Source organism: Sphingomonas sp. CL5.1 (assembly GCF_013344685.1).
Lineage (GTDB): Bacteria > Pseudomonadota > Alphaproteobacteria > Sphingomonadales > Sphingomonadaceae > Sphingomonas.
In genome coordinates, this window is record NZ_CP050137.1 from 1,315,666 (window position 1) to 1,336,128 (window position 20,463).

Annotated in this window: 18 protein-coding genes; 12 read left to right on the forward strand and 6 right to left on the reverse strand. The window is 68.3% G+C overall.

What is annotated here, in order from left to right; genetic code table 11:
* The first annotated feature begins 11 nt into the window (after positions 1-11).
* Genes F9288_RS06565 through F9288_RS06580 form a run of 4 tightly spaced genes read left to right on the forward strand, consistent with a single transcriptional unit; the run spans position 12 to position 3,213 of the window.
* Positions 12-836 (forward strand): protein-glutamate O-methyltransferase CheR, encoded by an 825-nt coding sequence (locus tag F9288_RS06565; protein ID WP_174835883.1) that lies wholly within the window; start codon positions 12-14, stop codon positions 834-836.
* Positions 833-1,408 (forward strand): chemotaxis protein CheB, encoded by a 576-nt coding sequence (locus F9288_RS06570; RefSeq protein ID WP_174835884.1) that lies wholly within the window; start codon positions 833-835, stop codon positions 1,406-1,408. The genes F9288_RS06565 and F9288_RS06570 overlap by 4 nt, the downstream gene beginning before the upstream one ends.
* The gene (locus tag F9288_RS06575; RefSeq protein WP_254621104.1) at positions 1,405-2,586 is read left to right on the forward strand and encodes a hybrid sensor histidine kinase/response regulator; all 1,182 of its coding nucleotides are present in this window, start codon (positions 1,405-1,407) and stop codon (positions 2,584-2,586) included. The genes F9288_RS06570 and F9288_RS06575 overlap by 4 nt, the downstream gene beginning before the upstream one ends.
* 27 nt (positions 2,587-2,613) lie before the next feature.
* The gene (locus tag F9288_RS06580) at positions 2,614-3,213 is read left to right on the forward strand and encodes a DUF4126 domain-containing protein (RefSeq protein ID WP_174835885.1); all 600 of its coding nucleotides are present in this window, start codon (positions 2,614-2,616) and stop codon (positions 3,211-3,213) included.
* Between the two features lie 10 nt (positions 3,214-3,223).
* Here the strand turns inward: F9288_RS06580 and F9288_RS06585 are convergent, their stop codons facing one another.
* Genes F9288_RS06585 through F9288_RS06605 form a run of 5 tightly spaced genes read right to left on the reverse strand, consistent with a single transcriptional unit; the run spans position 3,224 to position 8,639 of the window.
* On the reverse strand, positions 3,224-4,075 hold the full coding sequence (locus F9288_RS06585) for a MaoC family dehydratase N-terminal domain-containing protein (protein ID WP_174835886.1): 852 nt from the start codon (positions 4,073-4,075) through the stop codon (positions 3,224-3,226).
* A 19-nt stretch (positions 4,076-4,094) separates the two neighbouring features.
* On the reverse strand, positions 4,095-5,327 hold the full coding sequence (locus tag F9288_RS06590; RefSeq protein ID WP_174835887.1) for an acetyl-CoA C-acetyltransferase: 1,233 nt from the start codon (positions 5,325-5,327) through the stop codon (positions 4,095-4,097).
* On the reverse strand, positions 5,324-6,523 hold the full coding sequence (locus F9288_RS06595; RefSeq protein ID WP_174835888.1) for a CoA transferase: 1,200 nt from the start codon (positions 6,521-6,523) through the stop codon (positions 5,324-5,326). The genes F9288_RS06590 and F9288_RS06595 overlap by 4 nt, the downstream gene beginning before the upstream one ends.
* A 6-nt stretch (positions 6,524-6,529) precedes the next feature.
* Positions 6,530-7,711: an acyl-CoA dehydrogenase family protein gene (locus F9288_RS06600; RefSeq protein ID WP_174835889.1), complete on the reverse strand. Its 1,182-nt coding sequence runs from the start codon at positions 7,709-7,711 to the stop codon at positions 6,530-6,532.
* A 10-nt stretch (positions 7,712-7,721) separates the two neighbouring features.
* Positions 7,722-8,639 carry an SDR family NAD(P)-dependent oxidoreductase gene (locus F9288_RS06605; RefSeq protein WP_254621105.1) on the reverse strand — a complete coding sequence of 306 codons (918 nt, stop codon included), beginning with the start codon at positions 8,637-8,639 and terminating at the stop codon, positions 7,722-7,724.
* Between the two features lie 103 nt (positions 8,640-8,742).
* Here F9288_RS06605 and F9288_RS06610 point away from each other — a divergent pair, with 103 nt between their 5' ends.
* The 5 genes from F9288_RS06610 to F9288_RS06630 all read left to right on the forward strand — a co-directional run bounded on the left by F9288_RS06610 (position 8,743) and on the right by F9288_RS06630 (position 16,394).
* On the forward strand, positions 8,743-9,468 hold the full coding sequence (locus F9288_RS06610; RefSeq protein WP_174835891.1) for an IclR family transcriptional regulator: 726 nt from the start codon (positions 8,743-8,745) through the stop codon (positions 9,466-9,468).
* A 70-nt stretch (positions 9,469-9,538) separates the two neighbouring features.
* Positions 9,539-10,246, forward strand: coding sequence for a fumarylacetoacetate hydrolase family protein (locus tag F9288_RS06615; RefSeq protein ID WP_174835892.1), 708 nt, complete (start codon positions 9,539-9,541; stop codon positions 10,244-10,246).
* 319 nt (positions 10,247-10,565) lie between these two features.
* Positions 10,566-12,884 carry a TonB-dependent receptor gene (locus F9288_RS06620; protein WP_254621106.1) on the forward strand — a complete coding sequence of 773 codons (2,319 nt, stop codon included), beginning with the start codon at positions 10,566-10,568 and terminating at the stop codon, positions 12,882-12,884.
* Positions 12,885-12,935: 51 nt separating this feature from the next.
* Positions 12,936-14,651: an amidohydrolase family protein gene (locus tag F9288_RS06625; RefSeq protein WP_174835893.1), complete on the forward strand. Its 1,716-nt coding sequence runs from the start codon at positions 12,936-12,938 to the stop codon at positions 14,649-14,651.
* A 51-nt stretch (positions 14,652-14,702) separates the two neighbouring features.
* Positions 14,703-16,394: an amidohydrolase family protein gene (locus F9288_RS06630; RefSeq protein WP_174835894.1), complete on the forward strand. Its 1,692-nt coding sequence runs from the start codon at positions 14,703-14,705 to the stop codon at positions 16,392-16,394.
* Positions 16,395-16,486: 92 nt separating this feature from the next.
* Here F9288_RS06630 and F9288_RS06635 read toward each other — a convergent pair whose 3' ends face one another.
* A complete protein-coding gene (locus tag F9288_RS06635; protein ID WP_174835895.1) occupies positions 16,487-16,942 on the reverse strand; it encodes an Lrp/AsnC ligand binding domain-containing protein in 456 nt (151 codons plus the stop codon).
* Positions 16,943-17,077: 135 nt separating this feature from the next.
* Between F9288_RS06635 and F9288_RS06640 the strand changes: the two genes are divergently transcribed.
* From F9288_RS06640 to ccoN, 3 genes are all read left to right on the forward strand, one after another.
* On the forward strand, positions 17,078-18,397 hold the full coding sequence (locus tag F9288_RS06640) for a radical SAM protein (RefSeq protein WP_174835896.1): 1,320 nt from the start codon (positions 17,078-17,080) through the stop codon (positions 18,395-18,397).
* Positions 18,387-18,641 (forward strand): hypothetical protein, encoded by a 255-nt coding sequence (locus F9288_RS06645; RefSeq protein ID WP_174835897.1) that lies wholly within the window; start codon positions 18,387-18,389, stop codon positions 18,639-18,641. Before F9288_RS06640 ends, F9288_RS06645 begins: the two co-directional genes overlap by 11 nt.
* Positions 18,642-18,809: 168 nt before the next feature.
* Positions 18,810-20,459 carry a cytochrome-c oxidase, cbb3-type subunit I gene (ccoN, locus tag F9288_RS06650; protein ID WP_174835898.1) on the forward strand — a complete coding sequence of 550 codons (1,650 nt, stop codon included), beginning with the start codon at positions 18,810-18,812 and terminating at the stop codon, positions 20,457-20,459.
* Positions 20,460-20,463: the final 4 nt, after the last annotated feature.

The window sequence follows — 20,463 nt, forward strand, 5'->3', positions numbered from 1 at the left end:
CTGACGGGGCGATGCGCGACGAGATCGAGGATATCGAGATCGAGCTGCTGCTCGACGCGCTCTATCGCCGCTATCACTACGACTTCCGCAACTATGCGCGCACCTCGATCCGCCGCCGGCTGCGGCAGGCGCGGGAGCAGATGGGGCTGCGCAGCTTCTCCGCGATGCAGGAGGCGCTGCTGCACGATCCGGCGATGCTGGGCGCGCTGCTCGGCTATCTCACCGTGCAGGTCAGCGAGATGTTCCGCGATCCGCTCTATTTCCGCGCGATCCGCGAGAAGGTGATCCCGCGCCTGCGCACCTATCCCTCGCTTCGCGTGTGGATCGCGGGGTGCAGCAGCGGGGAGGAGCTGTATTCGTTCGTCATCCTGTTCCGCGAGGAGGGGCTGGAGGAACGCACCCTGTTCTACGCCACCGACATCAACCCCGATGCGCTGAAGACCGCCTCCACCGGCATCTATTCGCTCGACCGGATCAAGGCTTTCACCGAGAACCACCAGCGATCGGGCGGCAAATCCTCGCTCTCCGATTATTACAGCACCGCTTATGGCGGGGCGGCATTCGACAAGAGTCTGCGCAACCGCGTGGTCTTTTCCGACCACAGCCTCGTCACCGACGCGGTGTTCGCCGAGATGCACCTGATCTCGTGTCGCAACGTGCTGATCTATTTCGACCGGGCGTTGCAGGACCGCGCGATCGGGCTGTTCCGCGATTCGCTGGTGCGCGGCGGATTCCTCGGGCTGGGCGGCAAGGAGAGCCTGCGCTTCTCCAGCCACGCGCGCTCGTTCGCCGATTTCGTGCGCGAGGAGAAGATCTACCAGAGGCGCGAGCCGTGACGGTCGCCCGGATCGAGGCCGTGGCGATTGGCGCGTCGGCCGGCGCGGTGGAGGCGCTGTCGGCGATCCTGCCGCGCCTGCCGGCCGATTATCCGCTGCCGGTGCTGGTCGTCGTCCATGTGCCCGCCGACCGGCGCAGCGTGCTCGCCGCGCTGTTCCAGTCGAAATGCCGCATCGCGGTGCGCGAGGCGGAGGACAAGGAGCCGGCCGTGCCCGGCACAATCTATTTCGCGCCGCCCGACTATCACCTCCAGGTGGAGGCGGATCGCACGTTGTCGCTGTCGGCCGACGATCCGGTGCTATATTCGCGTCCGTCGATCGACGTGCTGTTCGAAAGCGCCGCCGACGCCTATGGCGCCGCGCTCGCCGGGGTGGTGCTGACCGGCGCCAACCAGGACGGCGCGCGCGGGCTGGCGGCGGTCGCGGAGGCGGGCGGGATCGCGCTGGTCGAGGAGCCGGCGACCGCCTGCGCCTCGATCATGCCGACGGCGGCGCTCAAGGCTTGTCCCGCCGCGCGGGCGCTGTCGCTTGACGCCATCGCGGCCTGTTTGCTTGATCTGGGAGAGGTATGAAGGCGGTGATGGAGCAGGTCCACTTTCTCCTGGTCGACGATCTCGAGGGCAATCTCCTGTCGCTGGAGGCGCTGCTGCGGCGCGACGGCCTCGTCGTGCTGAAGGCGCGCTCCGGCGAGGAGGCGCTGGAGCTGCTGCTGCGCCACGACGTCGCGCTGGCGCTGCTCGACGTGCAGATGCCGGGGATGGACGGGTTCGAGCTGGCGGAGTTCATGCGTGGCAACGAGCGCACGCGCCACATCCCGATCATCTTCGTGACGGCGGGCAGCGCAGACCGGCAGCGGCGCTTTCGCGGCTATGAGGCCGGCGCGGTGGACTTCATCCAGAAGCCGATCGAGCCGGATATCCTGCGCAGCAAGGCGAATGTGTTCTTCGATCTCCACCGCCAGCGCCAGCAGCTCGCCGCGCAGCGCGACGAGCTGGAGGCGGCGGCCCGCGCGCTGCGCGACGCGGACCGGCACAAGGACGAGTTCCTCGCGATGCTCGGGCATGAGTTGCGCAACCCGGTGGCGGCGCTCAGCGGCGGGCTTCACCTGCTTGAGCGGCGCGGTGGCGGCGAACGGGCCGAGGCGATCCGCGCGCAGATGGCGCGGCAGCTTTCCCACCTCTCGCGCCTGGTGGAGGATCTGCTCGACATCTCGCGGATCAGCGAGGGCAAGCTTTCGCTCAAGCGCGAGCGCGTCGAGCTGAAGGAGGTGCTGCGCTCGGCGGTGGAGGCGAACCGGCCGCATCTGGAGGCGGGCGGCCATGTCTTCGTCGAGCAGCTTCCGGCCGGGCCGGTGTGGCTGGACGCGGACCATACCCGGCTGGCGCAGGTGATCGGCAACCTGCTCAACAACGCCGCCAAATACACCCCCGCCGGCGGCCGCGTGTCGCTCATCGCGCGGCGGGCGGCGGGGGATGCGGAGATCGTCGTCGCCGACACCGGTATCGGCATCCCGCAGGAGATGCAGGCGCGCATCTTCCAGATCTTCGCGCAGGTCGAGGATCACCGCACCCGCGCGCAGGGCGGGCTGGGCATCGGGCTGGCGCTGGTCAAGCAGCTTGTCGCGCTGCACGGCGGGACGATCACGGTGGACAGCGGCGGTCCGGGCAAGGGCAGCAGCTTCACCGTGCGGATTCCGCTCGCCGCCGGGGCATCGGGCGGTATCGAGACGGGGGTCGAGCGGGTCGATTGACGGCGGACAAGCTGCTAGGATGACGCCATGACCGCGGCGGGCATCCTTGGGCTGGCGGCGAGCGTCAGCCTGTTGAGCGGATGGCGACTGTACGTCTGCGTCTTCGTCACCGGGCTGGCGATGCACTTCGGCTGGATCGCGATGCCGGCGCACCTCCATGCGCTCGACGTGCTGGCGAATCCGTGGGTGATCGCCGTCGCGGGCGTCGGCGCGGCGGCCGAGTTCCTCGCCGACAAGGTGATGTGGATCGACAGCGCGTGGGACGCGGTCCACACGCTGATCCGGCCGCTCGGCGGCGCGCTGCTCGCGCTCGCCATCGTCGATCCGGCCGACCCCAGATGGCAGGTGATCGCACTGCTGCTCGGTGGCGGCGCGGCGATGCTGACGCACGGCGCCAAGGCCGGCACGCGCGCCCTCGCCAATGCCAGCCCGGAGCCGGTATCGAACGCGGTGCTGTCCACCAGCGGGGACATCGCGACCACCGGGCTGCTGCTCGCCGCCTTCGCCAGCCCGTGGGCGGCGGCGGCGGTCGCCATCCTCGTGCTCGGCGTGGCGATCGCCGTGCTGGTGCTGCTGCGCGGCCTCTATCGCCGCATCGCGCGGAAGAAGAAGCCCGCCGCGCCCTGAGACCCTGAGCTCAGCGCTCGCCGCGCGCCTGCATCACCCGCCGGCCATCGGCGGCGAAGGCGCCCAGCTCGATCGCCTGACCGTCCGCCTTCATCGCCAGATGCAGCGTCTCGCCGGCGATCGCGGGGGAGACGCCGCGGAAGGAGAAGGTGCGCAGCGCGTGATCCCCCAGCTCGCGCCGCGCCAGCTCCAGCAGCAGCGTCGCGGTGAGCGGGGCGTGGACGACCAGCCCGCGATAACCCTCCCTGGCGGTGGCGTAGGGCAGGTCGTAATGGATGCGGTGGCTGTTGAAGGTCAGCGCGGAATAGCGGAACAGCAGCGGCGGCGGCGGCACGATGGTGCGCACCGCTTCCCATGCCGCGGTGTCGAAATTGCCGGGACCGGGCAGGGGCGGCGACGGCGGGGCGTCGGGCGGCGACGCCTCACGATAGACCACCGACTGCACCTCGCGCACCGCCAGTTCGTCCGCCGCCAGCAGGTCATGCGCCACGTCGATGAAGACCAGCGTGCCCGAGCTGCCCTGCTTCTGCGTCACCGAGAGGATGCGCGAGCGGCGTTCGATCGCGTCGCCGAGGCGCAGCGGGTGGAGGAACTCCATCCGGCTCGACGCCCACATGCGGCGCGGCAGCGGGACCGGCGGCAGGAAGCTGCGCGGGCCGAGATCGCGGCGCGGGTGCCCGTCGGCGGCCAGCATCGCGGTCGGCGCGTCGGGCAGGCACAGGCACCAGTGGAAGCCGGCCGGAGCGGTGCCGTCGAGCGGCGCGGCGCGGTCGAGCGTCGCGCACCAGCGCGCGACCGCGCCGGGATCGACCCGGTCGCCATGCGTCTCGGTGCGTCCGGTCCACGCGCTCCAGTCGTCCATTCCCGCTCTCCTCTCCGCCTCAGGCGGCGCGTTCGAACACCGCCGCGATTCCCTGCCCGCCGCCGATGCACATGGTCTCCAGACCATAGCGCCCGCCGCGTCGTTGCAGCTCGCGGGTGAGGTTGGCAAGGATGCGCCCGCCGGTCGCGCCGATCGGGTGGCCGAGCGAGATGCCCGAGCCGTTGACGTTCAGGATATCGTTGCGGCTGTCGTCGGCGCTCCAGCCCCAGCCCTTGAGGCAGGCGAGCACCTGCGGCGCGAACGCCTCGTTCAGCTCGACGAGGTCGATGTCGCCCCAGCCCAGGCCGTTGCGCGCGAACAGCCGCTCGACCGCCGGCACCGGGCCGATCCCCATCCGCGCCGGATCGCAGCCGGCGGCGGCGGCGCTGTGGAACCAGGCGATCGGCTCCAGCCCCAGCTCCTCCAGCCTGTCCTCCGCCACGACGAGGCAGGCGGCGGCGGCGTCGTTCTGCTGGCTGGCGTTGCCGGCGGTGACGATCGCGCCGGGGATGGTCTTGCCGTCGATCGGCTTCAGCGCGCCCAGCGTCTCCATGCTGGCGTCGGCGCGATAGCCCTCGTCATGCGCGAAGATCACCGGATCGCCCTTGCGCTGCGGCACGGGGACGGGGACCAGCTCGTCGTCGAACAGGCCGTTCTTCCACGCGGCGGCGGCGCGCTGGTGCGAGCGGACGGCATAAGCGTCGGCAGCCTCGCGGGTGATGTTGTAGTCACGCGCGAGATTCTCCGCCGTCTCGATCATGCCGGAGATCACCCCGAACCTTTCGACCGGCTGCGACATGACGCGCCCGCGTGTCAGCCGGTCGTGCAGCATCAGCCCGCCCGCGCGGGTGCCGCGCCGGCCCTCGACGGTGTAATATTCGACGTTCGACATGCTCTCGACGCCGCCCGCGACCACCACGTCGCTCATCCCGGTCTGCACCATCAGCGCGGCGTTGACGACCGCCTGAAGCCCGGAGCCGCAGCGCCGGTCTAGCTGATAGCCCGGCACCTCGATCGGCAGCCCGGCGGCGAGCCACGCCCAATGGCCGATCGCCGGCGCCTCGCCATTGCCATAGCCTTGCGAGAACACGACATCATCGACCCGCGCGGGATCGATCCTCGTCCGCTCGATCAGCGCCTTCAGCACCACCGCGCCGAGCTGCCCGGCGTTCATGGCGGCGAGGCTGCCGCCGAACTTGCCGACGGCGGTGCGGATCGGGGCGACGATGGCGGCGCGGCGCAAACTGGTCATTGGGCAATTCCTATGATGCGGGAGTCGATGAGGCGGGCGATCTCGCCCGAGGAGAGCGAGAGGCGCTCGGCGAGCACCTGCTCGCTATGCTCGCCGTTGCGCGGCGCCGATGCCGGCGGGCGGCGTTCGAGCTGCGGGACGGTGGCGAAGGCTCCGGCGGCGGGATAGGCGAAGCCGCTGGGATTGTCCGCCGCGCCGAAGATCGGATTGTCCGCGACCAGCGCCGGATCGCGCACCGCCTCGGACATATTGCGATAGGCGGAATGGACCACCCCGCCCGCGTCGAAGGCGGCGGCGAGATCGGCATGGGCGCGCGCGGCGATCGCCCGCTCGAACAGTGGGAACAGGGTGTCGCGGTGCGTGAAGCGCAGCCCGTCGTCCTTCGCGAACGACACGCCGAGCCGCGCCTCCGCCGCCGCCACCGCCTCGCCGAGGCCGAGCGCGGCGACGAGGTTGCTCCACTGGCGCGGAGTGACGACGACGATCATCGTCCGCACGCCGTCGGCGGTCACGAAATCGCGCCCGAACAGGCCGTACACCGTGTTGCCGAGCCGGGGGCGATCATGCCCCTCGTAGAGCACCTCCGCCATGCTGCCGAGGTTGGCGACCGTGCCGATCGCCACGTCGGAGAGCGGGATGCGCACCTCGCTTCCCGCGCCGGTCTCCGCGCGGCGGCGCAGCGCGGCGAGCAGCGCGAAGGCGGCATAGGCGCCGGAGAGCAGGTCCCACGCCGGCAGGACGTGGTTCACCGGCTCCGGCCCCGCGCCCGTCAGCATCGGATAGCCGACCGCGTTGTTGACGGTGTAATCCAGCGCGGGCGAGCCGTCCGCCCAGCCCATCACGCGCACGGTGACGAGATCGGCGCGGCCCTCGGCCAGCACGTCGTGCGCCATGAAGCCCCTGGCGGGGAAATTGGTGATGACCTGCCCTGTCGCACGAACCAGCGCCTGCAACAGCTCCCGCCCCTCCGGCCGGGCGAGATCGAGCGCGACCGACTTCTTCGCCCGGTTGAGATTTTCCCAATAGAGCGAATCACTGTTCGCGGTGACCGGCCAGCGATGGAAATCCGGCCCGCCGCCGATCTGGTCGACGCGGATCACCTCCGCGCCCATCTGCGCGCAATAGAGGCCGGCGGTCGGCGAGGCGACGAACGACGACGCCTCGATCACCGACAGGCCCGAGAGCAGGTCGTACACGGCCGGTCAGTCCCGCAGGCCGGCGTTGAACTCGCGCAGCATGTGCTTGGCGATCTGCAATTGCAGGATCTGCGTGGTGCCTTCGTAGATGCGGTAGATGCGCGCGTCGCGGAAGAAGCGCTCGGCATCATATTCGGCGAGATAGCCCGCCCCGCCATAGACCTGCACGCAGCGATCGACCACGCGGCCACACATCTCGGAGGCGAACACCTTGAAGGCGGCGGCCTTGCGCAGCACGTTCTCGCCCGCGTCGGCGCGGCGCGTCACGTCGGCCATCATCGTCTCGGCGGCGTAGATCTCGATCTCGCTGTCGGCGAGCATCTGCTGGATGAGCTGGAAATTGGCGATCGGCTCGCCGAACGCCTTGCGCTCGGTGGCATAGCGGACCGCCGAATCCAGCGCGCGCCGCGCATAGGCCGTCGCCGCCGCGCCGACCGACATGCGGCCGTTGTCGAGGCTCATCATCGCATAGACGAAGCCCTTGCCCAGCTCGCCGCCGAGCAGCGCGTCGGCGGGGACATGGACGTCCTCCATGATGATGTCGGCGATATGGCTGCCGGACTGGCCCATCTTCTTGTCCGACTTGCCGACCGACACGCCCGCCGCGTCCATCGGCATGACGAAAGCGGAGACATGCGCGTTCTTCGGCAGATTCTCCTTGCTGGTCCGCGCCATGATGAGCGCGACCTTCGCGAACGGGGCGTTGGTGATATAGCGCTTGGTGCCGTTGAGCACCCAGCCGTCATCGGTCCTGACCGCCGTCGTCTGGAGACCGGCCGAATCCGATCCCGATCCCGGCTCGGTCAGGCCGAAGGCGGCGATCTCGCCCGCCGCGACGCGTGGCAGCCATTCGGCCTTCTGGGCGTCCGTCCCGCCGTTCTTCAGCGCCGAGCAGAACATGCCGATGTTGATCGAGATGATCGAGCGGAACGCCGGCATGGCGTAGCTCAGCGCGTGGATCGTCCGTACATATTGGCCGACGTTCATCCCCGCGCCGCCATATTCCTCCGGCATGGTGAGGCCGAACAGCCCCATCTCGCGCATCTCGCCCAGGATATCGGCGGGGATCTCGTCGGTCTCGATGATCTCGCGCTCGGCCGGGATCAGCCGCTCGCGGACGTAGCGGCGGAGCTGGTCGATGAACTGCTCGAAGACGTCGGCGTCCATGCCGGGGTTCACGTTGCTCATGGGCTTTTCCTCAGACCGGATCATAAGGGAAGACGTGCGCCGAAACCTCGTCCGCGCGCGCGAAGCTGGGGCGGAAGGCGGGGATCAGCTCGTCGGCGATCGCCTCCGCCGTCCAGCCCTCGACCTTCACCATCGAGCGGATCGGGCGCGGCTTGGAGAACAGCAATATCTCGTTGCGGCGAACCGCGAAGATCTGGTTGGTCACGTCCGCCGAGCGATCCGAGGCGAGATAGGCGACGAGCGGCGCGATCTTGTCCGCGCTCATCGACTGCATCCGCTCGACGCGCTTCTGCTGCTCCGGCGTGTCGGCCGGGATCGAGGCGGTCATGCGGCTCCACGCGAACGGCGCGATGCAGTTCGAGCGCACGCCGACCCGTGCCATGTCCAGCGCGATCGACTGCGACATGGCCGCCAGCCCCAGCTTGGCGGCGGAATAATTCGCCTGCCCCAGGTTACCGATCAGCCCGGAGGTGGAGGTGAAGTGGATGAAGCTGCCGGATTGCTGCTCGCGGAAATAGGGCGTCGCCGCCTTCGACACGTTGAACGCGCCGGTGAGGTTGACGTCGATCACGCTCGTCCAGTCCTCATAGCTCATCTTGTGCCAGATCGTGTCGCGCAGGATGCCGGCGTTGTTCACCACCGCGTCGATCCGCCCGAAGCGTCGCACCGCATCCTCGATGATCGACGCCGCCGCCTTGGGATCGGCGACGTTGGCGAGATTGGCATAGGCCTTGCCGCCCGCCGCGACGATATCGGCCACGGTCGTCTCCGCCGGCCCGGCGTCGCCGCCGTCGCCGGCCTGCGCCACGCCCGGATCGTTGACCACCACCGCCGCGCCCTCGCGCGCGCAGAGCAAGGCGATCTCGCGGCCGATCCCCCGGCCCGCGCCCGTGATCGCGACGACTTTTCCTTCAAGGATACGGCTCACCGCACTCTCCCGCATGATTCGGTCATGCGGCCGATAGACCTTTTGCCGGCATCGTTCAACATTGAGAATTGAAATTCACGATGTTGAAAACTAAAGAGGGGCGATGACAGGCCCCGTCCGATCCGTTTCGCAGGCGCTGGCGATCCTGCGGCTGCTCGCGGAGACCAGCCCGATGTCGCTGTCCGATATCGCGCGGGTCGCCGGCCTCAGCCCGTCGAGCTGCCTCAACCTGCTCAAGACACTGGTCGACGAAGGCGCGGTGGAGCGCGACGGGCGCACCAAACACTATCGTCTCGCGCGGGCATGGGCGGCGGCGGAGGCGTTGCGCGACGGCACCGCGCAGGGGCTGATTGATCGCGCCCAGCCGCTGATGGCGCAATGCGCCGAGCGATATGACGCGGCGCTCGGGCTGTGGAAGGTGATCTCGCGCGAGCGCGTGCGGCTGATCGCGCGCGCGGAAAGCAAGGCGGGGGTGCGCGTCGCGATGGCGGACGGGCAGCGCCAGCCGCTCGGCGGCGGCGCGGTCGGGCGCGCGCTGGCGGCGGCGCAGGGCGTCGGCCGGGACGAGCTGGCGCGGCGCTATGCCGGCGTGCGCTGGCAGGCGCCGCTGCCGTTCGACGATTATGCCGCGCAGGTGGCGCGCGTCGGGGCGGCGGGCTTCGCGCTCGACGAGGGCTTCACGCATCGCGGCATCTGCACGGCGGCGGTGTCGATCGCGCCGGGATTCTGCCTGTCGGCGTCGATCTTCGCCGGCTCGCGCGATCCGGCGGAGGTGACGGCGCTGGCGGAGGCGTTGCAGCGGCTGCGCGCGACATTGCTGCCGGCGTAAAGACGGCGCTTGCATATCGCCGGAACGGGCGTCAGGGCGCGGCCAGACTTGCCCGCTGGAGCCGCCCGCCATGCCGAATGCCTTCGATCTGCCCGCGCCGCCGACCATCGCGATCGACGGCGGCGACGAACGCTTTCCGGTCGGGCGGATCTTCTGCGTCGGGCGCAATTATGCCGATCACGCGCGCGAGATGGGGAGCGACCCCGATCGCGAGCCGCCGTTCTTCTTCTACAAGTTCGCGCAGGCGCTGGTGCCTGGCGGCGGCACGATCCCCTATCCGCCCGAGACCGCTGACTATCATCACGAGGCCGAGCTGGTCGTCGCGATCGGGCGCGAGGGCGCGGCGGTGGCGCCGGAACTGGCGCTCGATCTGGTGTACGGCTATGCCGCCGGGCTGGACATGACGCGGCGCGACCTCCAGGCGCGGGCCAAGGCCAAGGGGCGGCCGTGGGACACCGCGAAGAACTTCGCCTTCTCCGCCCCGGTCGGCGCGCTGCGCCGCGTGGCGGACGGCGGCCATGTCGACGCGGGAGAGATCGCGCTGACCGTGAACGGCGCAATGCGCCAGCGCGGCGACATCGGCGACATGATCTGGAGCACCGCCGAGGTGATCGCGCATCTCTCGCGGCTGGAGCGGCTGCTGCCGGGCGACCTGATCTACACCGGCACGCCCGCCGGGGTCGGCGCGGTGACGCCGGGCGACCGGCTGGTCGTCTCGATCGCCGGCCTTTCGCCGCTCGTCGTGACGATCGGCCCGCGCGAGGCGGATTTCGCCTGACGCGCCCACCCGTTTCCGCCCGGTCGCGACCCGCCGTGATCCCGCCGGCGATTTGATCATCCTCGCCATTTCGGTGTGATTCGGACGCAGGCTTTTCGACAAGCCTCGCGGGTCGGCTCCGTTATGTTCGGCCGATCGGCGCATATGCCGGTGGAATGGGCGGCGATTGGCGCTGTAACCCGAATTTAATTCGGAGATCACCGTCAATTTAGATAGCACCTTCTGCGACAATAATGTTACGTATCTAAGGGACGTGACGGGAAGATCATTTCTCACCCTGTCATGCGGGAGTAATCTGGGGTTCCGGGGGGATCGTAAAATGACATTTTTGCGCAATGATTCCGCGCGCCTGCGCGGCATGTTCCGCCGCGCCGCGCTTCTGTCGGGCGCCGCGCTGCTGGCGCCGTCCGTCGCCGCGGCGCAGGAAGCGTCGGACACGCCGTCGGAGAATGCCGGCGAGATCGTCGTCACCGCGCTCAAGCGCGACACGCGGCTTCAGGATACGCCGATCGCGATTTCGGCGGTGGGCGGCGACAGCCTCCAGCGTGGCGGCACGACCAGCTTCGCGGATCTCACCCGCAACGCGCCCAGCCTGCGCGTCGTCGACGGCGGTCCGGGCAATCGCCGCGTGATCCTGCGCGGCGTGACGGCGGCGGGCGAGCCGACCGTCGGCGTCTATTACGACGAATCGCCGGTGTCCGGCTCGGTCGGCACGACCAGCGACGCGGCCGGCTCGACGCCGGATTTCCGCCTGTTCGACGTCCAGCGCGCGGAGGTGCTGCGCGGCCCGCAGGGCACGCTCTACGGCTCCGGCTCGATGGGCGGCACGGTGCGCATCATCTATGAGAAGCCCAAGGCCGACCGGATCGAGGGCGCGGCCGGCATGACGCTTTCCGCCGTGCAGAGCGGCGCGCCGGGCGCGTCGGTCGACGCGATGATCAACCTGCCGATCGTCAGCGACGTGCTCGCGCTGCGCGTCGTGGGCAATTACAACCAGTTCGCCGGCTATGTCGACAACAGCTATTACGGCACGAAGAACATCAACAACGGCAACAGCTACGGCGGCCGCGCGCTGGTGCGCTTCACGCCGTCGTCGGCGCTGACGGTCGATCTCGCCGCTTATTACGAGAAGGTCGCCACCAACAGCCCGCGCTGGATCGCCGAAACCAAGCAGCGCTACGTCACCAACGGGCGCTCCGAATCGGGCAATTACGACGAGAACCGCATCTTCAGCGGCACGCTGAACTATGATTTCGGGCCGGTGGCGCTGACCGCCGTGACGACCTATTTCCATCGCGACCGCATCGTCGACGGCGACGTCAGCGATACGTTCAACGGCCGCGCCAACGCCGCCGGCTGCGCGCGTTATCACCTCGGCAACGTCAACCTCACCTGCTCGCCGACCGAACTGGCGACCTATCTCGACGAGACGAACCGCATCCTGTTCTCCAGCCTCTATCAGCCGCAATGGGTGAAGAACTGGTCGAACGAACTGCGCCTCAGCTCCACCGGCAAGGGGCCGTTCAACTGGACGGTCGGCGTCTATTCGGAAGACCGCAAGACCGAGGTGCGCAGCACGCTGCTCGCCGCCGATCCGCGCACGGGCAGGCTGCTGCCGTTCGTCGCCGCGAACATCTTCTACGACCGCACGATCAACGACCGGCTGAAGCAGAAGGCGGCGTTCGTGGAGGCCTCGTACAAGTTCTTCGACAAGCTGACGCTGACGGCGGGCACCCGCTATTACAATTACGACAAGACCGTCGGCGGCCGCGTCGATCAGGGGCAGGAGCATTATGTCTCCAAGGTGACCCCGTATCAGGAAGCGCGTTCGAAGGAGGACGGCTTCGTCTTCAAGTTCAACGCCTCCTATGAGGTCAACAGCGACTATATGATCTACGCGCAGGCGTCGCAGGGCTTCCGGCCGGGCGGCGTCAACCAGGTGATCGGCCTGCCGGCGGCGCTCGCCGCCTATACGTCGGACAGCCTGTGGAACTATGAGGTCGGGCTGAAGACGCACCCGATGTCCGGCGTGTATTTCAACCTCACCGGCTATCGCATCGACTGGAGCAACCTGCAGGTTTCGGCGCGCACCTCGGGCACCGGCTCGGTCTTCGGGCTGATCGCCAATGCCGGCGCGGCGCGGATCGACGGCTTCGAGGCGGAGCTGACCGCGACTCCGGTCAGCGGCCTCTCGCTCACCGGCAACCTCGGCTACACCAACGCCCGCCTGTCGCAAGACCAGGTCAGCTCGGTCGTCACCGCCACGGGGCGCAAGGGCGATCGCCTCGCCTATGTGCCGCGCTGGAACGCCAGCGGCTCGGCCGAATACAGCTGGGGGCTGACCGGCGATCTCGACGGCCTGTTGCGCGTGGACGCGGCCTATGTCGGCTCGTCGTACAGCACGCTGTCGCCGGCGGACGTCTATCGCCGCCGGGTCGATGCCTACACGCTGGTGAACGCGCGCATCGGCGTGCAGGCGAACGACGGCGGCTGGAACGCCTTCCTGTTCGTCAACAACGTGTTCAACGCGGCCGCGATCAACAGCCAGGGTTCCAGCTCGAACACGGGCGGCTTCACCACGGTGTTCAGCTCGCCGCCGCGCACCTTCGGCCTGAGCCTGCTCAAGCGCTTCCGCTGAGGGAAGGGACGCCGCACGAGCAGAGGTCAATAAACCGGGAGAGGATTTCGCATGATCAAGAGGGCAGGGATCGTCCGTTCCGCGCTGCTTTTCGGCGTGGCGTCACTGGGGCTGGGCGTGCCGGCGCATCTTCCGGCCCAGTCGGCGGAAAAGGCTCCGCACCCGGCGGCGGACCCTGCCCTCCCCAGCTTGCGCGGAACCTCGCTGGGGTCGGCGACGGCAGCCCCGGCGCGACAGCCGGGCGAGGGAGCCGGCCCGTTCCGCCGGCTCGTCATCCGCGGCGTCACGCTGATCGACGGATCGGGCGCGCCGCCGCGCGGGCCGGTCGATATCGTGATCGAGGGCAACCGTATCGCGGACATCAAGGCGGCCGGCACGCCGGGCCTGCCCCCGAAGCCGGATCGCGCGCCGCGCGATTTCGATCAGGAGATCGACGCCACCGGCATGTACGCGCTGCCTGGCTTCGTCGACATGCATGTCCACGGCTCGACCAACGACAAGGCGCCGAACCTCAGCTATTCGTACAAATTGTGGCTGGCGCACGGCGTGACGACGGTTCGCGGCGTCGATCTCGCGCCGTTCGAGCTTTCGCTCAGCGAGCGCGCGCGTTCGGCGCGCAACGAGATCGTCGCGCCGCGCATCTTCGCCTATCAGCGGCCGGGGGAAGGGGCCGGCTGGACCAGCGGCCGGGTCAATACGCCCGAGAAGGCCCGCGCCTGGGTGCAATGGGCGGCGAAGCAGGGCATCGACGGCATCAAGCTGACCGACAGCGAGGACCAGACGCCGGAAGTGATGTCCGCGATCCTCGACGAGGCGAAGAAGCAGAAGCTCGGCACCGTCGCCCACCTGTCGCAGATCGGCGTCGGCCGCTTCAATGCCGAGCAGGCGGGGGACGCCGGGCTGGGCACCGTCACCCACTTCTACGGCCATTTCGAATCGCTGCTGAAGAACGGGCCGGTCCAGAACTGGCGGCCCGATTACAATTACGCCAACGAGCAGGATCGCTTCGGCGACGTCGCGAACCTCGACGTGGAGAGCTTCGGGCTGGAATCGCCCGAATGGTGGGCGTATCTCAAGCATCAGAAGGAGAATAACGTCACCTTCGACCCGACGATGACGATCTATGTCGCCGGCCGGGACCTGATGCACTCCCGCAACGCCGACTGGCACGACAAATACACGATGCCGCAGCTTTGGGGCTTCTTCCAGTCGTCGCGCGAGAATCACGGATCGTATTTCTACGACTGGACGCTGGCGACGGAGATCAAGTGGCGCAACTTCTACAAGAAGTTCATGGCGCTCATCAACGATTACAAGAATATCGGCGGCCGCGTGACGACCGGTTCGGATTCCGGCTTCATCTTCGAACCTTACGGCTTCGGCTATATCCAGGAGCTGGAACTGTTGCAGGAAGCCGGCTTCAACCCCTCGCAGGTGGTGCGGGCGGCGACGCTGAACGGCGCGCTGACGCTCTACGAGCCGAAGGGCGAGCCGGTGCCGCCGATCGGCACGGTGCGGGTCGGCAAGCTGGCGGATCTGGTGCTCGTCAGGGAGAACCCGCTCCAGAACTTCAAGACGCTCTACGGGACCGGGGCGTTGCGGCTCAACGAGAAGACCCAGAAGCTCGAGCGGGTCGGCGGGGTCAGCTACACGATCAAGGACGGCGTGGTCTATGACGCCAGGAAGCTGCTCGCCGACGTGGCCGAGATGGTGAAGGCGGAAAAGCGCCGCCTCGGCATGCCCGAGGAAGGGCTGCCCCATCCCTGACGCGCGTCGCCCGCGAAAGGACTTTCCCGAACTCCGGCAAGGAAGCAGGACATGAAAAGATTACTTCTCTCGACGGTGGCGCTGATCGCCGGCCTCGGCGCGTTCGGCGGCGCGGGAATCGCGCAGGACCATGACGATTGGGTGCCGGGCGGCGCGACCGGCGCGAATCCGGGGCCGGCGGGGCATTATGTCCCGGCGCCGGCGCGCACCTCGGCGGAAAGCAAGGGGCCGTTCCGCAAGCTGGTGATCCGCGGCGCCACGCTGATCGACGGCACCGGCGCGCCGCCGCGCGGGCCGATGGATATCGTGATCGAGGGCAATCGCATCACCGCCGTCACCCAGGCCGGCTGGCCCGGCCTGCCGATGAAGCAGCAGCGCGAGCCGCGCGACGCCGATTACGAGCTGGACGCGACCGGCATGTATGTGCTGCCCGGCTTCGTCGACACGCACACGCACCTGCCGGCATCCGACAAGGCGCCGGACATCAGCTATGCCTACAAGCTGTGGCTCGCGCATGGCGTCACCACGGTGCGCGGCGTGCCGCTCGCGCCGCCCGATCTCGCCAGCTCCGAGAAGAACCGTTCGGCGGCGAACGAGACCGCGGCGCCGCGCATCTTCAACTACCAGACGCTCGGCGCGGGCTGGACCGGGGGCGCGATCGATTCCACCGACAAGGCGCGCGCCTGGGTGCGCTGGGCGGCGACGCACAACATCGACGGAATCAAGTTCTTCAACCGCCCGGAGGAGACGCCCGCGATCATCGCCGCCGCGATCGACGAGGCGCACAAGAACAAGATGGGCACGCTCGCCCATCTGTCGCAGACCGGGGTCGCCAATTTCAACGCGCGCGACGCGGGCGACGCGCATCTCGACACGGTGACGCATTATTACGGGCACCACGAGGCGCTGCTGAAGGATCACACGATCCAGAACTTCCCGCTCGATTACAATTACAACAACGAGCAGAACCGCTTCGGCGACATCGCCGAAATCTGGGATGAGGTCTACACGCCGGAATCGCCGGAGTGGATGGAGTATCTCCATCACCAGAAGGACAATAACGTCATCTTCAATCCGACGTTCAACATCTATGCCGCCTCGCGCGACCTGATGCGGGCGCGCAACGCGGACTGGAACAACACGTACGTCACTCCGCAGCTCTGGAACTATTTCCAGTCGACGCGTGACAACCACGGCTCCTATTTCTACGACTGGACGACCGAGAACGAGTTCGCCTGGAAGCGGTTCTATTCGAACTTCTTCAAGCTGATGAACGATTACAAGAACATGGGCGGCCGCGTGACGGTGGGTACCGATTCGGGCTTCATCTTCAAGACCTACGGCTTCGCTTATGTCGAGGAGCTGGAGCTGTTCCGCGAGGCGGGCTTCACCCCGCTGGAGATCGTGCGCTCGGCGACGATGTGGAGCGCGGACGAGCTGTGGCGGCAGAAGGGCGTGCCCGCGCCCGTCGGCGTCGTCCGGCCGGGGATGCTGGCCGATCTCGTGATCGTGAAGGAAAATCCGCTCGCCAACCTCAAGACGCTTTACGGCACCGGCCACCTGCGGCTGAATCCGGCGACCAACAAGCAGGAACTGGTCGGCGGGGTCAGCTACACCGTGAAGGACGGCATCATCTTCGACGCGAAGAAGCTGCTGGCCGAGGTGGCCGACATGGTGGCGTCGGAGAAGGCGCGTCTCGGCCAGGCCGGCGCGCCGCCGGCCAATCCCGGCACCGGCCAGTAACGGGAAGTTCGCCGCCGCGCATCGTCGCGGCGGCGGCATCGGGCGCGGCGCGGGGGCGCATCCCCACGCCGCGCCCGATATCCGGCGATCGATCAGATCGGCAGCTCGGTCAGGTTCTTCACTTCCTCCATCACCGCATAGGTGCGCGTTTCGCGGACGCCCGGCATGCTGACGAGCGAATCCGCGAGGAAGGCGCGATAGGCGACCATGTCCTTCACGCGGACCTTCAGCAGATAATCGAAGCCGCCTGCCACCATATGGCATTCGAGGATCTCGGGCATCAGCCGCACTTCCTCGGCGAACTGGACGAAGACGTCGCCGGTGGTGCGGTCCAGCAGCACCTCGATGAAGATCAGCAGCGCGCAATCCAGCTTCACCGGATCGAGCCGCGCGACGATATCCATGACATAGCCCTGCTCGCGCAGCTTCCGCAGCCGGTCGAAACAGGCGGAGGGAGAAAGGCCGCAGCGATTGGCCAGCTCCTGGTTGGTTATTCGGCCATCTTTCTGGATCGTCCTCAGAATCTTTCGATCGATCTCGCTGAGCATCCCGAACTCCCCCGGTCATTATCGAATTTGCCCGAAGAATATTCACCAACCCGGCCCGATCGCCAAGAGCCGATCGCGGGGCGTGGCTTGACGGCCGTCAAACCTGTGTCGCGCGGCGCGGCGTAGCGGCGGGGCATGTGGACCTACCATCCCGAGCTGCTCGCGACGCCGGTGCCGCGCTATACCAGCTTTCCCACCGCCGCGGAGTTCGGCGACATGGACGCGCGCGGCATGGAGGAGGCGCTGACGGGCGTCGCGCCCGATGCGGCGCTGTCGCTCTATCTCCACATTCCCTATTGCCATGAGATCTGCTGGTATTGCGGCTGCAACACCGGCGCGGCCAACCGCACGGCGCGCGTCACCGCCTATCTCCAGCGGCTCGGCGAGGAGGTGGAGCTGGTCGCGCGGCGGCTCGGCGGGCGTGGGCGGATCGGGCGGATCGCGTTCGGCGGGGGCAGCCCCAACGCGCTCGCGCCGGCGCAGTTCGCCGCCCTGCTCGAAAAGGTCCGCGCCGCTTTCGCCTGCCCCGACGCCTCCGTCTCGGTCGAGCTCGATCCGCGCCGCTTCGAGCCGGAATGGGACGCGGTGTTCGCCGCCGCGCGGGTCGAGCGCGCGAGCCTCGGCGTGCAGACCTTCTCCCCCGCGTTGCAGGCGGCGATCGGCCGCGTCCAGCCGGCCGGGGTGATCGCGGGCGTCACCGCGCGGCTGCGCGCGGCGGGGGTGCGCTCGCTCAACTTCGACCTGATGTACGGTCTGCCGGGGCAGGATGTCGCGCTGCTCGTCGACACGATCGACACCGCGCTGGCGATGGCGCCGGACCGGCTGGCGGTGTTCGGCTATGCGCATGTGCCGCATCTCATCCCCCGCCAGCGGCGGATCGACGCGACCGCCTTGCCCGACGCGGCGCTGCGCTTCCGTCAGGCGGAAGCGGCGCACGCGCGGCTGGTCGACGCCGGGTGGCAGCCGGTCGGCTTCGACCATTTCGCGCGGGCGCACGACGATCTGGCGGTCGCCGCGCGACGCGGCACGCTGCGGCGCAACTTCCAGGGCTTCACCGACGATCCGGCCGAGGTGCTGATCGGGCTGGGCGTGTCCGCGATCAGCATGTTCCCCGATGCGCTGATCCAGAACGAGAAGAACGCCGGCCGCTATCACCTGCGCATCGCCAACGGGAAACTCGCGGCGGCGCGCGGCATCCGGCGCGGGGCGGCGGATCGCAGGCGCGGCGCGGCGATCGAGCAATTGCTGTGCCGGGGCAGCGCCGATCTCGCCGCGCTGCCGGACCTCGCCATGGTGCGCGCGCGGCTGGAGCCGTTCGCGGCGCGCGGCCTGATCGGCTGGAGCGGCGCGTGCGTCACGCTGATGCCGGACGCGACGCCCTATGCCCGCGCGATCGCGGCGACGATCGATCCTTATCGCCAGCACAGCGCGACGCGGTTCAGCAGTGCGGTATAGCCGCCCGGTCCTCGCGCTGGCGGTCGGCGCGGCGGGCGGGCTGGCGACCGCGCCGCTCCACGCCGCGCGGCCGGAGGGGATCGCGATCGGCGTCTGCGGCCATCCCGGCCTCACGCTGCGCATCCCGCTCGCGCCGGGCAGGGCGCCGGCGCGCGACGAGGGGGCGTGGGGATGCCACGGCTGCGACCTGCGCAAGCGCCCGGCAGACGGCATCTGCGGTTGTGACGGCGATGCGGGCGAGTGAGCCGCGGGGCTTTTGACACGGATCAAGGCGGCGCCCCGTTTCGCGCCGCAACACGGACCTGCCGGGCGCCGGGGGGCGTCAGGCACCTTTCTGGAATACCGGAAGGGCGTGCGGCCGGTCGCCAAGGGGGAGATCGGCCGCACCACCTTTCCGTAACGGGGTGAACCAATGGCAAAGGATATCAGCGCGTCCGCCGGCTGGCTGTTCGTCGCGCTGCTCGCGCTGCTGGCGTCGGCGACCGCCGTCGATGGCGGCTTCGCCGTGCATATGGGGATCGCCGCCGTCGCGGCCTTCTTCGTCGCGGTGCGCGGGCTGGGGGCCGAGCCGAGGGAGGGCATGGGACCGCGCGTCTCGCCCGCCACGGCCGGTCAATATTATGACGACGTGATCCGCTGGGGCGTGATCGCCACGGTGTTCTGGGGCATCGTCGGCTTCCTCGTCGGCGTGTTCATCGCCGCCGAGCTGACCTTCCCGCAGCTCAACCTCGGCGAATATGTCAATTTCGGGCGTATCCGGCCGCTGCACACCTCGGCGGTGATCTTCGCCTTCGGGGGCAATGCGCTGATCGCGACCAGCTTCTACGTCGCGCAGCGCACCTGCCGCACGCGGCTGTTCTGGCCCAATCTCGCGAATTTCGTGTTCTGGGGCTATCAGATGTTCATCGTGCTGGCCGCCACCGGCTATGTCATGGGCATCACCGAGGCGCGCGAATATGCCGAGCCGGAATGGTATGTCGACGTCTGGCTGACGATCGTCTGGGTCGCCTATCTGGTGGTGTTCGTCGGCACGCTGGTCCGCCGCTCGGAACCGCACATCTATGTCGCCAACTGGTTCTACCTCAGCTTCATCGTCACGATCGCGATGCTGCACATCGTCAACAACCTGTCGATGCCGGTCAGCATCGTCGGGTCGAAATCCTATTCCGCCTTCTCCGGCGTGCAGGATGCGCTGACGCAATGGTGGTACGGCCACAATGCGGTGGCCTTCTTCCTCACCGTGCCGTTCCTGGCGATGATGTACTACTTCGTGCCGAAGCAGGCGGAGCGGCCGATCTACAGCTACCGCCTGTCGATCGTGCATTTCTGGTCGCTGATCTTCCTCTACATCTGGGCCGGCCCGCACCACCTGCACTACACCGCGCTGCCGGACTGGGCGCAGACGCTCGGCATGGTCTTCTCGGTCGTGCTGTGGATGCCGAGCTGGGGCGGCATGATCAACGGGCTGATGACGCTGAACGGCGCGTGGGACAAGATCCGCACCGATCCGATCATCCGCATGATGGTGTTCGCGCTCGCCTTCTACGGCATGGCGACGTTCGAGGGGCCGATGATGTCGGTCAAGAGCGTCAACTCGCTCAGCCATTATACCAACTGGACGATCGGCCACGTCCATTCCGGCGCGCTGGGGTGGAACGGCATGATAACCTTCGCGGCGGTCTATTATCTCGCGCCGCGCCTGTGGGGACGTGAGCGGCTCTATTCGCTGCGCATGGTCAACTGGCACTTCTGGTGTGCGACGCTGGGCATCGTGCTTTACGCCTCCTCGATGTGGGTGGCGGGCATCATGCAGGGGCTGATGTGGCGCGAATACGGCGACGACGGCTATCTGGTCTATTCGTTCGCCGAGGTCGTGGCCGCGCTCCACCCCTATTACCTGATCCGCACGCTGGGCGGCGCGCTGTTCCTGACCGGCGGGTTCCTGATGGTCTGGAACGTGTGGATGACGATCCGGGGCCGCGTGCGCGAGGAGGCGCCGATGACCACGGCCGCCTACGATCCCGCGCGCGACCATCCGCTCGTCCCCGCCCACGCTCGCTAAGGAA